The 16,780-nt window shown below is 59.0% G+C and carries 15 protein-coding genes and 1 pseudogene; 2 read left to right on the top strand and 14 right to left on the bottom strand.

Annotation, left to right across the window (positions count from 1 at the left end; genetic code table 11):
• The 14 genes and pseudogenes from HAQ05_RS26355 to HAQ05_RS26290 form a co-directional block, all read right to left on the bottom strand.
• Nucleotides 1–268: pseudogene (locus tag HAQ05_RS26355) on the bottom strand (IS3 family transposase); the annotation flags it as partial.
• A 254-nt stretch (nucleotides 269–522) separates the two neighbouring features.
• Nucleotides 523–2,094: a gamma-glutamyltransferase family protein gene (locus HAQ05_RS26350; RefSeq protein WP_190426880.1), complete on the bottom strand. Its 1,572-nt coding sequence runs from the start codon at nucleotides 2,092–2,094 to the stop codon at nucleotides 523–525.
• A 250-nt stretch (nucleotides 2,095–2,344) separates the two neighbouring features.
• Nucleotides 2,345–3,643, bottom strand: a complete 1,299-nt coding sequence (locus HAQ05_RS26345; protein WP_190426877.1) for an OprD family porin — start codon at nucleotides 3,641–3,643, stop codon at nucleotides 2,345–2,347.
• A gap of 225 nt (nucleotides 3,644–3,868) precedes the next feature.
• A complete protein-coding gene (locus HAQ05_RS26340; protein WP_202988122.1) occupies nucleotides 3,869–4,690 on the bottom strand; it encodes an alpha/beta fold hydrolase in 822 nt (273 codons plus the stop codon).
• A gap of 18 nt (nucleotides 4,691–4,708) precedes the next feature.
• Entirely contained in the window at nucleotides 4,709–5,107 is a 399-nt protein-coding gene (locus tag HAQ05_RS26335; RefSeq protein WP_190426873.1) for a RidA family protein, read from the bottom strand.
• A 9-nt stretch (nucleotides 5,108–5,116) separates the two neighbouring features.
• The gene (locus tag HAQ05_RS26330) at nucleotides 5,117–5,587 is read right to left on the bottom strand and encodes an aromatic-ring-hydroxylating dioxygenase subunit beta (RefSeq protein WP_190426871.1); all 471 of its coding nucleotides are present in this window, start codon (nucleotides 5,585–5,587) and stop codon (nucleotides 5,117–5,119) included.
• Nucleotides 5,574–6,833, bottom strand: a complete 1,260-nt coding sequence (locus tag HAQ05_RS26325) for a Rieske 2Fe-2S domain-containing protein (RefSeq protein WP_202988121.1) — start codon at nucleotides 6,831–6,833, stop codon at nucleotides 5,574–5,576. Before HAQ05_RS26325 ends, HAQ05_RS26330 begins: the two co-directional genes overlap by 14 nt.
• 34 nt (nucleotides 6,834–6,867) lie before the next feature.
• Nucleotides 6,868–8,229 carry a metal-dependent hydrolase family protein gene (locus tag HAQ05_RS26320; protein WP_190426869.1) on the bottom strand — a complete coding sequence of 454 codons (1,362 nt, stop codon included), beginning with the start codon at nucleotides 8,227–8,229 and terminating at the stop codon, nucleotides 6,868–6,870.
• 7 nt (nucleotides 8,230–8,236) lie between these two features.
• On the bottom strand, nucleotides 8,237–9,088 hold the full coding sequence (locus tag HAQ05_RS26315; RefSeq protein ID WP_190426866.1) for an alpha/beta fold hydrolase: 852 nt from the start codon (nucleotides 9,086–9,088) through the stop codon (nucleotides 8,237–8,239).
• Nucleotides 9,085–10,023 (bottom strand): ABC transporter substrate-binding protein, encoded by a 939-nt coding sequence (locus HAQ05_RS26310; protein WP_190426863.1) that lies wholly within the window; start codon nucleotides 10,021–10,023, stop codon nucleotides 9,085–9,087. The genes HAQ05_RS26315 and HAQ05_RS26310 overlap by 4 nt, the downstream gene beginning before the upstream one ends.
• A gap of 32 nt (nucleotides 10,024–10,055) precedes the next feature.
• Nucleotides 10,056–10,817, bottom strand: a complete 762-nt coding sequence (locus HAQ05_RS26305; protein WP_190426860.1) for an ABC transporter permease — start codon at nucleotides 10,815–10,817, stop codon at nucleotides 10,056–10,058.
• Entirely contained in the window at nucleotides 10,814–11,596 is a 783-nt protein-coding gene (locus HAQ05_RS26300; protein ID WP_202988120.1) for an ATP-binding cassette domain-containing protein, read from the bottom strand. The genes HAQ05_RS26305 and HAQ05_RS26300 overlap by 4 nt, the downstream gene beginning before the upstream one ends.
• A gap of 32 nt (nucleotides 11,597–11,628) precedes the next feature.
• Nucleotides 11,629–13,134: an aldehyde dehydrogenase family protein gene (locus HAQ05_RS26295; RefSeq protein ID WP_190426858.1), complete on the bottom strand. Its 1,506-nt coding sequence runs from the start codon at nucleotides 13,132–13,134 to the stop codon at nucleotides 11,629–11,631.
• A 302-nt stretch (nucleotides 13,135–13,436) separates the two neighbouring features.
• Nucleotides 13,437–14,087 carry a GntR family transcriptional regulator gene (locus HAQ05_RS26290; RefSeq protein ID WP_190426854.1) on the bottom strand — a complete coding sequence of 217 codons (651 nt, stop codon included), beginning with the start codon at nucleotides 14,085–14,087 and terminating at the stop codon, nucleotides 13,437–13,439.
• Between the two features lie 248 nt (nucleotides 14,088–14,335).
• Here HAQ05_RS26290 and HAQ05_RS26285 point away from each other — a divergent pair, with 248 nt between their 5' ends.
• Nucleotides 14,336–15,370 (top strand): alcohol dehydrogenase catalytic domain-containing protein, encoded by a 1,035-nt coding sequence (locus HAQ05_RS26285; protein ID WP_202988119.1) that lies wholly within the window; start codon nucleotides 14,336–14,338, stop codon nucleotides 15,368–15,370.
• A 10-nt stretch (nucleotides 15,371–15,380) separates the two neighbouring features.
• A complete protein-coding gene (locus HAQ05_RS26280; RefSeq protein ID WP_190426851.1) occupies nucleotides 15,381–16,337 on the top strand; it encodes a PDR/VanB family oxidoreductase in 957 nt (318 codons plus the stop codon).
• The last annotated feature ends 443 nt before the right edge of the window (nucleotides 16,338–16,780 follow it).

The following is a 16,780-nucleotide window of genomic DNA, read 5'->3' as shown; positions in this document are numbered from 1 at the left end:
AGGGTAGCCCAACGCCGTGACGGTAGCGGCGATGCTGCGACCGTGTTCGAGATAGTACTCGACAGCCCTTTCCATTTGGGGCACGTGAGTACTTCGACTTCGAGGTCTCGTAGCCACGCGGCAGGTCGAGGCATCGCTCATACTCTGCATGCCAGCTCTTCAAAGAGTTCTTCGTCGGGTAGCCCAGTTGACGAATCGTTACCCCAATGCGTTTCCCCACTTTTATGTAGAGCTCGACCGCTCGGAGGCGGTCTTCGTATGAATACATGAACTACCTCCAGGTAGTCCAAGATTTCCGCCGCATCCCCCAACACAGCAAAGGTCACCGAAGGGCCGAACAACCACTCAATGTGGTGAGTAGGTTCTCCGGTGGTGGTCGTGCCTGAGTTCAGGCCATTTGAAAATCCGACTTTTTCAACAGAATCGACCCAAAGCGGACGGTCGCGAAAGGTAGGATCGGCCGATTGCTGCCGGTCAATCGCACCATGCGACTGACCGGTTCGTTTCTTCTGCAGCAGTGTTCTAGAACGCTGCGACAACCCCATCAGAACGTGGGTCTGAACCGCCTTCCAGACTTCCGTCAGCGTGCCTGATTGCACAACCGGCATGTCCACACACCTCGTCGAAATCATCCAGCATTTCCACCTCATGGCCGCGATCTCGCAAGGCCTGTACGGTGCTTTGCGGGAATCGCCCCTCTAGCTTCAAACTGTCGGAAGATTGTCCCCATGTGCGCCCGAGCAGCCATCGAGGCGCGCTAATGGCAGCCTGAGGATTCAGGCCGTGCACGACTGTGCGTGTGAATACCGCAGACTGACTTTGCGGCTGCCCGTCTCCGCCCATATTGCCGTACACCATCGTGCTGCCATCGTTGAGATGCGCCAAGGCTGGGTTCAGGGTATGGAACGGCTTTTTACCAGGGCGCAGGAAATTGATGTGATCGGGGTCAAGCGAAAACGACGCGCCACGGTTCTGCCAATTGACGCCGGTACCGCTAAGCACAACGCCTGATCCGAACTCGTGATAGATGCTCTGGATCATCGACACTGCATTCCCGTGACAGTCTATGACGCCCATCCAGACGGTATCGGCGGGGCCTTTGCCTTCGCCCCAGGCGGCGGCGACTTGAGGGTCGATGGCATCGGCCATGCTGTTTAGAGCATCGGCGTGTAAAAAGCTCGCAGCGTCGACCCGCATATGCAGAGGATCGGTAATGTGCTGGTCACGCACCTTGAAAGCCTGTTTGACCGCCTCGACCGCGCTGTGCACGTAGTCGGCACTCAGATGATTTGTCTTGCTGCCCGGCAGACGATCCATGATGCCCAAGATCAGTAGCGACACCAACCCCTGGGTGGGTGGCGGCATGTTGAACACCCGTCCATGGCTGTGCTGCAACTCCAACGGCGTGCGTTCGATGGCCTGGTGGGCGTTAAAATCCGCGAGTCGCAACGGACTGCCCAGTTGTTGCAGTTCTTTGGCCATTCGCTCAGCAAGATCACCTTGGTAGAAATCTGCCAAACCATGCCTGGCCAGATGTTCGAGTGTGTCGGCCAAGCGCTGCTGGCGGAACAGGCTGCCTACGTTGGGTACCCGATCATCGGTCAAGAAGGTTTCAGCGAACCCGGCGACATTCAACAGCTCGGCGTGTTTGGCCTGCGTGCTGCGCTGCTGGCTGGCGGTCACGGGCACGCCGTGGCGGGCGTAGGCAATGGCGTCCGCGAGCAATCGTGATAACGGCAGGCGCGCACCGAGTTGCTCTCGCGCAATGTCCAGACTGCGCTCCCAGGCACTGACAGTTCCCGCCATCGTCAGCGCTGCCGAAGGACCTCGAAAGGGGATTGCCGACTGACCGCGAAAGTCCTCATGGCTCGCGTTCTGGGCTGCGGCCCCACAGCCTTCGACGCCGATGACTTGCGGCCCGTAGGGTGTTGCAAGTGATAGCAGCCAGAAGCTGTCGCCGCCAATGCCGTTCATGTGTGGATAGGCCGCCGCGATGGTCGCGGCTGCCGCGACCATCGCTTCAACGGCATTACCGCCTTCACGCAATACGGCCAGCGCAGATTGGGATGCCAGGGCGTGAGGGGCAACGGCCATGCCATGACGGCCTCGAACAGGATTAAGCATAAGTGGCCTCGCAGGCGTGGCTCATACCGTTAACGGCCGTCTTCTGCACGGGCAGCCGCGAATCGAACATTTAGGCGCCCTCGGTCGGCAAAAAGCCGGCCGGCGTGCCAGTGAGCAGGGGATCGCTATCCAGGATCTTTTCCATGGCGGATTACCTTCGGATGCACTGTTGAATTGGGCGCTCGCCAGCCTAAGCGGCTGGCGAGCGATGCTTCACGGTTTAAAGGATGCTGATTGGGTACTCGACGATGACCCGGAAGTCATTGACGTCGCCGTTCAGCTCGTCCGTAGAACGATAGAAAGCCTGGCGCACGCGTACTGAAAGGTCCTTAGCGGCGCCGCCCTGCATGACGTATTTAACGTCCAGATCGGTTTCGCGTTCGCTTGCGTCACTGCCACTGCCCATGTCGATTTTCTGGCCGTCGACGAAGCGTGCGCCGAAGGTCAGGCCGGGTACGCCGAGCGACGCGAAATTCAGGTTGTACGCCAACTGCCAGGAGGCTTCGTCTTTGTTGTTGAAGTCCGAATACTGGATTGAGTTGCTCAGAAAGATCGAGCTGCCTCCGTCAGGACCGTAGACGTAACCCACTGGTCGGCCAGTTGGGCTCAGGTAACCGCCGTTGGATTTTTGATAAGCGATGGTGAACTTATGAGCGCCGAGGCTATAGGCCACGGCCCCGCTCCAGATGGTGTTGTCTTCGCTGCTGCCAGTACCGGTGTATTTGGAATCATACTGAGTGCGATACAGGTTGAAGTTGGTCGCCAATGAGCTATCTTCGCCGGTTGACAAATTATAGCCGAGGCTGCCGTAGTACTTGCGGAATACATCATCAAGATTGGAGTAATACAACGCGCCGTTCAAGTTCTTATTGAAGTCGTAAGCGCCGCCGGCAAAGACTGCTTCTTTCAAACCGACACTGTCGTGATTGGCATACTGTTGACCTTTGATCGAATCGAACTTACCTGCATGCAAAGTCAGCCCGTCAATCTCGTTGCTGGTTACAAAAAAACCGCGAGCGGTTTCCGGGACGATTCGTGTGTCGTCGGTGGCGATGACCGGCAATGTCATGACCTGGTCGCCGACTTTCAATACCGTGTTGGAAATGCGCATTTTTGCCGCCACGCCCAATGACGAGAACTCGTCCACCGGCTTGCCGTTATCCTGCACGGGAACCGTGTAGACCCCGCCGATACGGCCTGGGCCGCTGTCTAGCGTCACGCCCATCAAGGCAATGGCGTCCACCCCGAAGCCGACGGTGCCTTGGGTGAAGCCTGACTGGAAGTTACCGATCAGGCCGTTAGCCCAGATTTCGCCATAAGGCGTGCTCTCACCTTTGTTATCGACCGGCGAGTTGCCGCTGCGAAAGTCCCGGTTGATGTAGAAGTTACGTTCCAGCACATTTAACTTACTGCCTTCCAGAAACCCGCTCGCTTCGGATTGTTCACTGGCCTGGGCCCATTGACCACCGACAGCGGCCGAAGTGGCCAGCGAGAGAGTCATCCACTTTATTACGCGCATACAAACGGCTCCTGATTTTTTTGATATTCAAGTGAAGAGGGGCAGTGTTAAGCGTGTCTTCAGACTTATTGTTATCGTGGGTCAGTGTTTTCTTATTGTTTTAGGCAGCAGTGCGCCGTGGGCCGATAGATGAGACATCGGCCCACGGTGCAGAACGGTGAAATCAACGGCAGGCCGGCGGTACTTATTCAATCGCCGGCGAACCCTAAAACGATAAGCCAGTGATCAATATAGCGTGGCGAGGAACGCCAGCAGTGGCGGATCAAACGCGGCTGGTTTTTCAAAGTACGGCGCGTGGCCAGCGCTCTCGATCAACAGCAGCTCGGCGCCGCCCAGCAGGTCGCGGCATTGCTCGCCGACACTGACCGGTACTGCCCTGTCCTCGGCTCCCCACACCAGACGGATGTTGTCTGCCGGATAGAGCGCAGCCAGTTGTTTGGCGACGTAGTCATGCTCCAGGCCGTCGACCACGTAGTTGCCCATGCGCACGAAGCTGGCATTGGCGCCTGGGGAGTTGTTGATGCGCCATTCTTCATCAATCAGCGCATCGGTCACCAGCGCGTCATCGGCGATGACAAACTTCAGCTTGCCTTGGATTTCTTCACGGGATGTGGCTTTGACGCTGCGCTGGATGCCTCGCGCGGCTTCCATGCTTAACGGTGCGATACCGAGTGCGCCAACCAGCATCAGGCCAGGCACGCGCTCGGGGATCAGCGTCGCGGCGTAAGCGCCGATGTGGCCGCCCAATGACGTACCGACCAGGACCGCCTGCTCGATGCCAAGGGTATCGAGCAATGCCACCAGATATCGCGCCAGGCCTGGCACATCGCCTGGGGCGTGCAGGTCGCCTTTGGCGGCTAGGCCGTGCCCGGGCAGATCGAACGTCACCGCTCGATAGCCCGCCGCTCCGATGCGGCTGACCGTTCCGCTCCAGCGATCGCAACGGGCGCCGAGGCCGTGCACAAACACTACGGCAGGTCCACTGCCGGCTTCGATGACGCGTGTCAAAGTGTTGTCGACAAGTAACGGATATTGAATGGGTTGCATGGTCAATTCCTTGAAAAATTAGGTGCGCTGAAGTCGGGCAATAGCCTCGACTTCCAGACGTGCGCCGGGGGTGATCAAACCGCTGACTTCCACCAGTGTGCTGGCGGGGCGGCTGTCGCCGAAGTACAGCTTGCGCACAGCGTTGATTGCTGCGCGGTCGTTGACGTCAGTGAGAAACAGCGTGACCTTGAGAATGTCGGCGTACGCCGCGCCCTCTGCGGCGAGCACCTGTTCGAGGCGGGTGAAAACCTGCTTTGCCTGAACCTGCGGGTCCTCGCCGCCCACCAGGTTCAGTTGATCATCCAGTGGTAGGATGCCGGAAACGAACAGCAAGTCGCCAAAGGCGACGGCATCACAGTAATGGCTCAGCGGCGGGCCCATGCCGGGGACGAATATTTCTCGTTTGGTTGCAGTCATCACACGGTCCTAGATGGGGGTGGCGAGCAGCGACGGCACTGCAGCGGTGTCGACAATCACTCGCTTGCTGACGAACAGCAGACGGCCGTCCACTTCGCGAATCAGATCTTCATAGCGACCGACGCTGTATAGCGTGCTGACGCCTACTTGATTGGTCTGGAACAGTGCATAGTTGGCACCCACGCGCCAACCATCCGCTGTGCTCTGGACGTGCAACTGAGAGAGGATGTGGCGATCAGTGTGGATGTGATAGACGTTCGCCTCGCGCAACGACATCACGCGGTCGGCGATCTGGTTGCGGTTCTCGCACAGCATCAGCGGCAAGGCAAAACCCTGCGCCAGGTTCTCCCTGGAAATGATCTCGTAGCGGCCGTCCGGGGTGAACAGTTCTACCCACTCTTCGAGGCGGTCTTCATCGATCATTCGCGCGTATTGGTCGAGCAGCATCTGCAGCTCGAAGTAGTGTTCAGGCATTGGCATGTGCGTCTGCTCCCGGCGTAATACCCATCAGTTCGCAGTAGTGCATCCAGAAGCCACGCATGGGCGCCTCGGTCACCAGGTTGTCCTGGTCGCCAACCGGCCCGCGTCCGCCGAATTCGACGAATGCATGCTTGTCTTCGTCGGCGGCGATGGCACGGTGCACGATCTCGATGGCTTCGCCGTCTTCCATGGAAACCAGGCCTCCGGGGCCGACCAGATTGGACAGGCGCAGACGATGCTGATCCATTGAGGTGTCATCGTCGGTGTAGCCGTAGAAGGTCCAGAAGATTTCAAATTCGCCCACCGACTTGGTGCGGATCTGCCGCACCGCCAGGGTGTTGCCGATCTGCTGGAATATGCAGTTGGGGAAGATCGAGGCGATGGTCAGGTTGTAGGCGTCGGGAAACTCCTTGCGGTATTGCAGCAGGCTGCCGTCCTTCAAGGTCAGGTTGTTGTTTTCCCGTGGGGTCGAATATTCGGCGTCGCTGTTGTTCTTGCCCATGTCCTGAGCCGCCCACGACATGTTGTGCCGGGCTTTTTTATCGACCATGGCGCCACCGGTCTGGTTAAGCCGCGCGATGCCAAAGGTAATCTGGAACATGTGCAGCAGGCCGCCATGGTTGGGGTCGCGCAGGTTGTCAGTGTACAGCTTCCAGTTGCCGTGGATGCGCTGGCGCTGATAACCGAGGATCTTGATCGGGCGGTTGAAGAGGCGCTTGAGTTGATTGACGAAGGTCGTATCGAGGAACTCCTCTAGGGGTTCCAGCGCCTGGGCGAATGTGCCGAAGATCACGCCGTTGAGCGTCTCTACGCGCATCTTGCGCAGGCAATGCTCTTTTTTGTCGAAGTCCTCCGGCAAGCCGCCTTTGCCTTCCACACCGCGAGCAAACGGCACCCCGACCAGATTGCCTTCCAGGTTGTAGCCCCAGTGGTGGTAGCAGCACACGTGGGACTTGGCGTTGCCGTGGATCAGTCGCTGCACGGTCGCGCCGCGATGCGCACAGCGATTGACGAAAGCGTGCACTTTGCCGTCGCGGGCACGGTTGACGATGACCGGGATATCGCCGACCTCAATGGTGCGGAAGTCACCCACGTTGGGAATCTCCGCTTCCAGCGCCAGGTAGTTCCACACGGGGCCTTGAAAGATTTTCTCCTGCTCCAGCGTGTACACGTCGGGATCGCGGTACATGCCGTAGGGGATGCGGGTGCAGTCGGCCTTCGGCCATTGGTAGTCGTGAGGGCTCATGTTGACCTCTTCATCAGGTGAGCAGAAATAGGGTTCAAGATGCGGGCTGCAGTTCGAGCGACTGAGGCTCGAGCTGGCTGACGATGTCGCGGGTATAGCGGCGGTTCCACATCCCTTGGGAGTCTTCGCTCATATGTCGGCGCGCTGGTGGCGGTGGCGTCAGGTCGAAGATTTCTCCGTTTACCCACACTTCGTGGAACGCGCTCGGGTCTTGCAGGCATTTGATGTTGTTCAGCGGGTTGTCGGTGAGCACCAGTAGGTCGGCGGCCTGGCCTTGCTCCACCGTGCCGATCCGTGTGTCACGCATGAATTTCGCCGGGACACGGGTTGCGGTGTGCAATGCTTCAGCGGCGCTGAGCCCGAGCAAATCGGTAGTGATTTCCAGCTCCTTGGCCGCCCAGTCGCCATACAAGGTGATGGCAAAACCGCTTTCCGAGCCGTTGAGCAGCGGCACGCCTGCCTCGAACGCTGCGGCGATGCAGCGGCGCGCGGCAGCCAGCTCCTTGCGCTGAATGTTCGGCCACCAACTGAAGGACGGGTCCTGGGGCTGAGCGAACTGAATGTTGTTGACCAGCATCAGCAGCGACGGGCTGATGGCCGTGCCATTATCCAGTGCCGCGCGGATACCTTCATCGCAGATGCGCGAGCCGTGATAGATCACATCGACCCCGGCGCGCGCCGAGTACAGGGCACCTTCGGTGCCGCGTGCATGCACCCCGACCTTGCGGCCCAAGCGATGCGCCTCGCGTACCATCGCGCTGATTTCATCCTGATCGAAGGCGGCGTAAAGCCCCCGATCACGGTCGCCCATAGTGCCGTCCATCGCGATCTTGATCATGTCGACGCCATCTTTGGCTTGCTTGCGAATCAGCTGGATCGCCTCGTCGCGTGACTTGACGAGGATGCCGCTGGAGACATCCGGTGAGCCGATCCAGCTCGGGTAGTAGTCATAAAGCCCCTGGTGGGTGGTCAGGGCTGGTCCGGCGGCGGTGATACGTGGCCCGCGGTACAGGCCGCAGTCAATGGCGTCTCGCACTGCCGGGGAAACCATCCCGGAACACGCCGGGTCCAGAACCGAAGTGAACCCTGCGCGCAGCATGCTTTGCGCCGCGTGCAAGGCCCGCAAGGTACGAAATTCGAGGGTGGCGTACAGGTCGACTTCTTCTTCGGACGCCGCGCAGCCGTAACTCAGGTGGGTATGGGTGTCGACCATGCCCGGCATCACGAAGCGATCGCTGTGGTCGATCACTCGGTCTTGTGGCGCAGGGGGTGGCGCCGAGTGATTGGGGCCGACATGCACGATGCGACCGTTGTCGATGATCAGCGTCTGATCGCTCAAGGCCTGGCTGTCGATGGCGGTGAACAGGCGTCCGCAGCGGATGAAAGTCTTGCTCATGGTTTGATTACTCCAACTCGGTGCGCTGCAGGAAAGCCGTCAGCAGCTGACAAAGGTCTGCGGTTCTTTCCCAAGTAACGTTGTGGCCGCATTGGCCGAACAGGACGGCATCGGCGTCAGGGCGCAGGCGATTGAACGCCAGCGCAGTGCCTTCGAGCGGGCAGGCGCGATCTTGCCAGCCGTGCACCAGGGTCATGGGGCAGGTGATGCGCTGTGCCGTCGCAGCATCCAGCGCCACCTCTTGTAATGCCGTTGCCGGATCGCCGAGCAACGCTACGAAATACTCAACGAACCCTGGATCAGTGAACGGTGCGTAACGTGCCGCCAGCCGCTCGGGCGAAGGTTCGGTCCCGGCTGCCGTCATCGGCGCCATGGCCTTGGCCAGCGCGGCGGGTGAGTCCGGCACGCTCCAGAAATCCAGCAGTGCCTGAGTCGGCGCGGTTGCGCAGAGCGGTGAACCGATCGACAGCACGCCTTGAATCGTCGCGTCATTAGCCGCGCAACGAAACGCCAAGGCGCCGCCGATGGAGTTGCCAATCAACGTCGTCGGCCGCCCGATGCGCTCCAGCAGCGCCTGCAACTGGCGCTGCCACAGGGCGACATCGAAGTAGGGCGCGGAGGTCTTTCGGCCGGAGGCGCCAAAGCCGATCAAGTCGATCAGGTGCACTTCACCGTATTGCAACAAGGTGTCGAGCACTGGTTCAAAGTTGGCCAGGCCGCAGGTGCCAGGGCCAATTCCATGAATAAGTACGATGGGACGGCCCTGGCCTGAACTCCACGACCGCGCCTCTACGCCATCGATCCAGTCGCTGTATGGTGCCCAGCCTTTCGGTCCGTTACTGGTGGTATCGGGTGTCATGGCTTGGGCTCGTATCCATAGTCATCCAGCGACTTGACCGACTCGATCAGCTCGTTCTTCTTCATATATTCGGCGAAGGCTTGGTAACGCGGTTTGTCGAAGGTCATCGGGTTGTTGGCGATCAACGGCAGCGTGTCTTTCCAGGCTGTTTTATTCAGATCGTTGTTCAGGTCGGGGTAAGCCTTGGCGAACGCGGTCCATGTTTCTTCTGGATGGGCTTTGAGGTAGCTAGTGCCTTCTGCCAGTGCGACCATGAACTTCTGGATTTTGGCATCCCGGGCATGGGCTTTATTCGCCAGGACAATGAGTTCGTCGTACATCGGTACCCCGTTTTCTTCGGGCTTAAAGACGATGGGGTTGGCGCCTTTTGCCTTGAGCTCGGTGGTTTCAAAGTTACGAAAGACCGCGATGGCGCCATCTACTTGATGGGTCAACAACGCCGGGATCACTTGGAAATTCACTGCCACCAGATTGACGTCCTTCGGATCAACGCCATTGAACTTGAGCATGGTGCGGATGGTGACATCTTCCAGGCCGCCGACCGAGTAACCGATCTTGTGACCTTTGAAGTCCTTCATGGTCTTGACCGGACCGCCTTCGATCGCGGCGATGGTGTTCAACGGCGTGTTGATAATGGTGCCGACGCGCTCCACTGGCAGACCCTTGTCTACCAGCATGTACAGCTGCGGCTGGTAGCTCAGCGCAAGGTCGGCCTGGCCCGCTGCGAGCAGACGAGGGGGCACGCTGGGGTCGGCAGGCGGAATGATTTCAACGTCAAGGCCTGCACGCTTGAACGCGCCGCTGTACTCGGCAGCGAAAATCGAGGCGTGGTTCGGATTTACGAACCAGTCCAGCAACAGCTTGATGTGCTCGTCGGCCTGAGCGGAGGCAGTACCCAATGTCATCAATGCAGCGAACGCGAACTTCTGGATCATGATGTTTCCCTTGGAGGAGGAAGTTGTCGAAATCAACGGGTCTGGCTGGAATCCGGAACCCAGTACAAAAGCTTGCGCACGCTGAGATCCACCAGTTGAACAAGGACGATCGCCATCAGGGCAAGCAAGAACAGCGCGGCGAAACACACTTCGGTTTGCACCCGGGCGTTGGCGTTGAGCATCACGTAGCCCAGTCCGCTGGACGAGCCGACCCACTCGCCGATGATCGCGCCGATCGGAGCGACAGCCGCCGCGACGCGAAGGCCCGAGCCGAACGAAGGCAGTGCTGCCATCAGCCGTACATGTCTCAGCTCGGCCAGGCCACCTGCGTTCATGGTCTTGGCCAGTTCAAGCCAGCCGGGCTCGGTGCGGCGCAGGCCGTCGAAGAACGAGGCGGTGACGGGAAAGAAGATGATTAGCGTGGCCATGACCACTTTCGAGGCCACCCCGAACCCCAACCACAAGACCAATAATGGGGCGAGCGCGAAGACCGGGATTGCCTGGCTGATGATCAGCACCGGCATAAGCCACTGTTGAAGGCGCGGCGAGAACATCATGGTCAGCGCCAGAATCATGCCCAGCAGCAAACCGCAGCACAGGCCCATGGCGATTTCCGAAAGCGTCACCAGGAAGTGGTAGCCTAGATAATCACGCCCCTTCCACAGTGCCTCGGCCACGGTGGCCGGTGTGGGGAGCAGATAGTTTGGAATTCCGGTCAGGGTCACTGCGTACCAGATCAACAAAAGACCGATGAAAATGATCAGGGGACGAATACCGTTTCGCAGGCGGCTCATTGGTGAAGCTCCGTGAGCATGCGTAACAGACGGCCCTGGCTTTGCAGCACTTGTGGGTTGTCCGGCGCGCGCGGTGGCAGGCCGTCGAGGGTGATAGGTTCGCCCAGCGTGGCAGGATGGCCAGCCAGCACGATGAGGTGACGACCCAGGCGACAGGCTTCCAGCGGATCGTGGGTGATCAGTAGTGCGGTGCACTTGGTCAGCAGTTCGGCTGCCAGGTCCTGTACCTTGGCCCGGGTGAGGGCATCGAGGGCCGAGAACGGTTCGTCCATCAGCACAATGGGGCGGCGCTCGTACAGGGTCCGGGCGATAGCGGCGCGCTGGCGCATACCGCCAGACAGCGCGGAGGGCAACAGGGTGTCGCGTCCGGCTAGACCCACTTGTTCGAGCAAATGATCGGCCCAGGCGTCATCGGTCTTTTCGCCGCGCAAACGCGCGCCGAGGGTGACGTTCTGGCGCACGTTGAGCCACGGATACAGTAAGTCCTGCTGGCCCATGTAGGCGATGCGTCCGGCCAAGGGTTTGCCGTCGCTGCCGATCACGCTGCCAGCGCTGGGTGTGGCGAGACCGGCGATGATTTTCAACAGACTGCTTTTGCCCACGCCACTGGCGCCGAGCAGGGCGATGAACTCGCCGCTGCGGATCTCCAGGTTCAGATTTTCAAAGATTGTTTGTCTGCCATAGCGTAGCGCCAGGTCCTTGACCACGATGCCCGGTGGCGCATCGCCGACCGGAAGGCTCGCCGCTGTTGGCAGCGGGTTTTGACTGATTGCATTCACGAGAGTGTTCCTATTCGACCGTTGTGCACGGTTTACAAGCGGGCGGCGACGCCCTTGAGTTCGGTATAGTCTTCGATCGCCGCGAAGCTGGCGGCACGTCCCCAGCCAGATTGCTTGTAACCACCCATCGGCAGGGCGGGGTCGAAGCAGTTGTGGATGTTGATCCAGACGTTGCCGGCCTTGATTTTCTTGGCCATGCGGTGCGCTGTTGCCAGGTCGCGGGTCCAGACGCTGGACGCCAGACCGAAGTCGGTGTCGTTGGCCATTGCGGCGATCTCATCCAGGTCGTCGGTCTCGAACGGCATGGCGCACAGCACCGGCCCGAAGATTTCTTCGCGGTAGACGCTCATTTGCGGGGTGAGGTTGGTCAGCACGCTTGGGGTCATGAAATACCCCTGATCGCCAATCGCTCGACCGCCCACCAGATCCTCCGCGCCTTCGGCGGCACCTGCCTTCAGGTAGCCACCCACGCGTTGCAACTGCTCGGCTGACACCAACGGTCCCAGTTCAGTTTGCGGGTTGAGGCCGTGACCGATACGCAGATTGCGCGCACGCTCGACCAGGCCATCCACGACCTGGTCGTAGACCTTGCTATGGATCAAGACCCGGGAGCTGGCGGTGCAGACCTGTCCGGAACTGAAGAAGATCCCGCTGGAGATTCCGGCGATGGCTTGATCCAGATCAGCGTCGGCAAACACCACGGCCGGGTTTTTGCCGCCCAGTTCGAGGGTCAGCTTTTTCAGATTACTGGCAGCGCTCGCCTGGACGATGCGCTTGCCGGTCTCGGTTGAGCCGGTGAAGGAGACTTTGTCTACGTCATGGTGACTGCAAAGCGCCGCGCCTGCAGTTTCTCCCAGGCCTGTGACGACGTTGATCACGCCCGCTGGGAAGCCTGCCAGCTCTGCCAGTTCAGCCAAACGCAGGGTGCTCAACGGCGTTTGTTCCGCCGGTTTGATGATGACAGTGCAACCGGCAGCGAGGGCTGGCGCCATGCGCCATACGGCGAGTTCGAAGGGGTAGTTCCAGGGCACAATGATTGCTGCCACGCCGATTGGCTGGCGCACGCTGTAGGCGAAGAGCTCCCACGGCGCAGAGGTGGCGAAGGTTTCGCCGGTAATCTTTGTGGCGTAGCCCGCCATGTAACGCAGCATCAAGGACGAACCGGGTATATCCACCATGCGCGTTTCATAGATCGGCCGGCCGGTGTCATACGCTTCGAGTTCGGCGAGCTCATCGGCGTGAGCGTCGATCAGCTCCGCCAGGTTCATCATCAACCGGGCACGTTCGTGACCGCCCATCAATCCCCAGGCACCTTTTTCAAACGCTTGCCGTGCCGCGTGAACGGCCAGGTCAACGTCGGATTTGTCGCCGTTGGGCACATGCGCAATGATCGTTCCGGTTGCGGCGTCCACCACCGGGATAGGGTCGCCGCCGACAGCGTCGAGCCATTGGCCGTCGATGTACATCTTATGGGTCTTGCCGACGAAGGCCGTCACCGCGCCAGATACGTCTGGCTTGCTCAACAGGCTTTTAACCATCTGTTTTGCTCCGCTTGATAAAGAGACATTGAATGCCTCTGTGTATACACGGAATTAGCAAATGGCATGCCAGCGTTAAAAATCCCAGGTTCAAAATGCAGCTGCGGCTAAAGGGCAATCATTTTGCAGATTTTTCGGGAATTTCTAGGAAATATTGGGTGATGTCCACTTTTTGAATGATCTAAAATGGGGCTTTAAGGCGTTGTGACGACCTAAATAAGCGCTTTCTTAGGTGGTTTAAAAATACATGAGGGGTATTTTTTTGCATATTGAGTATACATATCGCGGTTTTTTTTCCCGTTTTATTGCCCTAAATCCTCGTCCATCACACCCGTTCTGAGTACATGAGCACGCATGGAGTGATACGCGAGCTCGCTGTTTCCGCGTAGTACAGCGTTGAGGAACATTTCATGTTCTCGATAAGAGACTTCCAGTGAGTCGCGCCCGCTCATGAGTTCGGCGCGGGTATACGGCACGATACGCAGACGCATGTTGGCGATGGTTTCGGTCAATAGTTCATTGGCGGCGGCCTTGTGAATCAGCTGGTGCAACTCAATATTGAGCTCGTCAAACGCCGCGTGATCATCGGCGGCGAGAACCTGCCGGGCACGCTCGGACAATTTGAGCAGCTCGACCCGTTGGGCCGGGGTGCACCGACTGGCAGCATAGCGCGCGGCGGAGGCTTCAAGATCAGCGATAACTTCAAGGATTTCCCGCTGATGATCCGCAGTCGAATGGTCCACAACTGTGGCGCCCTGACGCGGAGTGATTTTCACTACCCCAAGGGCGTCGAGCTGACGCAGTGCTTCGCGCACGGGCGTGCGGGAAACCTGATAACGCTCGGCGAGCTCCAGCTCTTCCAGGTGCATGCCGGGCACCAGTTGCCCTTGGCGTATTTCGTTGAGGATCAGGCTCTGGATTTTACTGGCGAGGGTGGGAACGCGTCTTTTCATCTTCTATAAAGGCCGATCGAGGGGATCAGGCTAGCGTAATGTCTGAGTCCGGCTTCGCCCAGTGATATCTGGCTGAGTACACACAGAAAATATAGCTCGGCGTGAGGTAGGTATGAGTTACCGCCCCAAAGGCTTTGAAACCGGGTGTTTCAGGGGGCGGGGCAAAAAAGTGTCTTGCGTGAAGAAGGGCAGATGGCACCCTTTTTGTATGCACGGTGGCAACAATGCTCTCATCAGGACGCCTCACCATGCACATGCGCGCTGTCAGATACCTTGGCCCCGGCCAGCCATTTTCCTTGCAGACCATACCGTGCCCGCAACCGTCGCCCGGACAGGTCCGGGTCAAACTCAAAGCCTGCGGCATGTGCCACACCGAACTGCATTTTCGCGATGGCTTATTGGATCTCGGCTGTCGTGACGTGACCATGGGGCACGAAGTGGCCGGCGTCATCGAGGCGTTAGGGGAGGGAGTCAATCCCCATCGCCTCGGCGAACGGGTGATGGTCTATTACTACGAGGGCTGCGGCGTTTGCGAGTACTGCCGCATCGGCGACGAGCACCTGTGCCCAACGGTCAAGGCGCAGCCAGGATTTTTTACCGACGGCGGTTACGCGGACTACATGGTGGTTCGGGCAACCAACTGCATCGTGGTGCCGGACCATGTTTCGCTGGAAGAAATAGCGCCCATGGCTTGCGCCGGAACCACAGCGGTTCACGCCGGCAAGAAGGCTGACATCAAACCCGGCGAATGGGTGGTGATCCACGGGACTGGCGGTGTCGGTCTGGCATTGCTGCAATACGCACGGCACGTCGGTGGACGGGTCATTGCGATTGACCGCAACGAAAATCGACTTGAGCTGGCGTTGGCGCTGGGGGCTGAGCACAGCCTCAACGCAACGGGTACCGAAGACGTTACTGCGCGAGTGCTGGCGTTGACGGGGGGCGCGCATGTGGTGTTTGAGCTGGTAGGCCGCGAGTCCACCATGCAGGCGTCGCTGGATATGCTGCGGCGTAGGGGTCGCTACGTGATCGTCGGCTACAGCGCCGATTCACTCAAGGTGCACCCCATCGACCTTATCGTGCGCGAGCTTCGGCTCATGGGTTCGGTGGGGTCGACGCTGCAGGATGCCCACGACATTGTCGAGCTCGTAGGGCGCGGCGCCATTCGCTCGTTCGTCGACAGCACCATTGCCCTGGAGAATTTCGAGCAGGGGCTCGGCATTCTGGAGCAGGGTCATGCTCAGGGTCGCATCGTCATCCGTTTCGATCAAACATCGCTTTAAGGTATTCGCAATGTCTGTCACTCAATCTGCTCGCGTCAAAAACCTTCGCCATGAAGCGGAAGGCATACTCAGTATCGAATTATTCCCGGCCGATGGAACGACGCTGGCGCCTTTCACCGCCGGTTCGCACATCAATTTACATCTGCCTCACGGCTTGGTGCGCAGCTATTCGCTGATGAACTCTCCCAACGATCAGAATCGCTATGTGGTGGGCGTCCTCAATGACCGCAACAGTCGTGGCGGGTCGCGCTGGGTGCATGATTATCTGAGGGTTGGGGCGCCGTTATCGATCTCAGTGCCGCGGAATAACTTTCCGCTGGAGGCCGGCGCCACCCACAGCGTCCTGGTGGCGGGGGGGATCGGTATTACACCGCTGTACTGCATGCTTCGCCAGCTTCTGGCGTTGGGCAAGTCAGTGGAATTGATCTATTGCGCACGGTCGCGAAAAGAGGCTGCATTGCTGGAGGCCCTAGCGGATGAGGATTTGCAGGTCACCTATCACTTCGATGATGAGCAAGGTGGGCCGCCGGACTTAATCACGCTGTTGGCTAACCGACCTGCGGATGCCCATTTTTACTGCTGTGGACCTGCGCCAATGCTTGCCGGGTTCGAGCGCGCTTGTGAAGCGCTGAGTATTGCCAACGTGCATATCGAGCGCTTCACTGCGATCGAGCAGGCGGCAGGAACGGCAGCGGCTGACGAAGGCTATCAAGTGGTATTGAACACCTCCGGACTGACGTTGGAGGTGCCTGCCGGAAAGCCTCTTCTAGATGTGTTGCTGGACGCCGGTGTGGATGTCGAATACAGCTGTTGTGAAGGGACCTGTGGCGCATGCGAAACACGGGTCCTGGAGGGTGAAGTCGCGCATCGCGATAGTGTGCTCAGCAAGGCGATGCGCGATTCTAACAAAGTGATGATGATCTGTGTGTCGGGCTGTAAGGGAAGCCGCCTCGTATTGGACCTTTAATCTGCTAAGGGTTTCAGCAGCTCGGACTAAGATGCGATCTGTAGCGCGGTTAGGCGGACCCTATTATGCGGGCCTTGGCGAGATATTCCATCGGCCAATGCTGCAACGGCCTCCGGGTGGCGAGGGATGGAAAGGAAGAAAGTAGGACGATGAAGAGTTGTCATCGTCTGAGCTTACTGTCCGCTTCTGGCCCAGAGTGTGTAAAAACTCTTTCTTATCGTGCGTGCTTCAGCCCATTGCTGGTGGGCGTGGAGATTTCCCGACTATTTACCAGAATCAGCGCCGGTATGTTGCCGCTGACCGAAAACTGACCCACCGGGGATGCGGCGGAAATCTTGGACTACCTGGAGGTAGTTCATGTATTCATACGAAGACCGCATCCGAGCGGTCGAGCTCTACATAAAAGTGGGGAAACGCATCGGGGTAACGATTCGTCAGCTGGG

Origin of the sequence: Pseudomonas typographi, from assembly GCF_014694385.1 — a bacterium.
GTDB lineage: Bacteria > Pseudomonadota > Gammaproteobacteria > Pseudomonadales > Pseudomonadaceae > Aquipseudomonas > Aquipseudomonas typographi.
This window is presented reverse-complemented; position numbering and strand designations above follow the sequence as displayed.

Excerpts from the sequence above, each read along its gene's own strand:
- HAQ05_RS26350 (WP_190426880.1), bottom strand. The coding sequence starts at position 2,094 with ATGGCCGTTGCCCCTCACGCCCTGGCATCCCAATCTGCGCTGGCCGTA.
- HAQ05_RS26345 (WP_190426877.1), bottom strand. The coding sequence starts at position 3,643 with ATGCGCGTAATAAAGTGGATGACTCTCTCGCTGGCCACTTCGGCCGCT.
- HAQ05_RS26340 (WP_202988122.1), bottom strand. The coding sequence starts at position 4,690 with ATGCAACCCATTCAATATCCGTTACTTGTCGACAACACTTTGACACGC.
- HAQ05_RS26335 (WP_190426873.1), bottom strand. The coding sequence starts at position 5,107 with ATGACTGCAACCAAACGAGAAATATTCGTCCCCGGCATGGGCCCGCCG.
- HAQ05_RS26330 (WP_190426871.1), bottom strand. The coding sequence starts at position 5,587 with ATGCCAATGCCTGAACACTACTTCGAGCTGCAGATGCTGCTCGACCAA.
- HAQ05_RS26325 (WP_202988121.1), bottom strand. The coding sequence starts at position 6,833 with ATGAGCCCTCACGACTACCAATGGCCGAAGGCCGACTGCACCCGCATC.
- HAQ05_RS26320 (WP_190426869.1), bottom strand. The coding sequence starts at position 8,229 with ATGAGCAAGACTTTCATCCGCTGCGGACGCCTGTTCACCGCCATCGAC.
- HAQ05_RS26315 (WP_190426866.1), bottom strand. The coding sequence starts at position 9,088 with ATGACACCCGATACCACCAGTAACGGACCGAAAGGCTGGGCACCATAC.
- HAQ05_RS26310 (WP_190426863.1), bottom strand. The coding sequence starts at position 10,023 with ATGATCCAGAAGTTCGCGTTCGCTGCATTGATGACATTGGGTACTGCC.
- HAQ05_RS26305 (WP_190426860.1), bottom strand. The coding sequence starts at position 10,817 with ATGAGCCGCCTGCGAAACGGTATTCGTCCCCTGATCATTTTCATCGGT.
- HAQ05_RS26295 (WP_190426858.1), bottom strand. The coding sequence starts at position 13,134 with ATGGTTAAAAGCCTGTTGAGCAAGCCAGACGTATCTGGCGCGGTGACG.
- HAQ05_RS26290 (WP_190426854.1), bottom strand. The coding sequence starts at position 14,087 with ATGAAAAGACGCGTTCCCACCCTCGCCAGTAAAATCCAGAGCCTGATC.
- HAQ05_RS26285 (WP_202988119.1), top strand. The coding sequence starts at position 14,336 with ATGCACATGCGCGCTGTCAGATACCTTGGCCCCGGCCAGCCATTTTCC.
- HAQ05_RS26280 (WP_190426851.1), top strand. The coding sequence starts at position 15,381 with ATGTCTGTCACTCAATCTGCTCGCGTCAAAAACCTTCGCCATGAAGCG.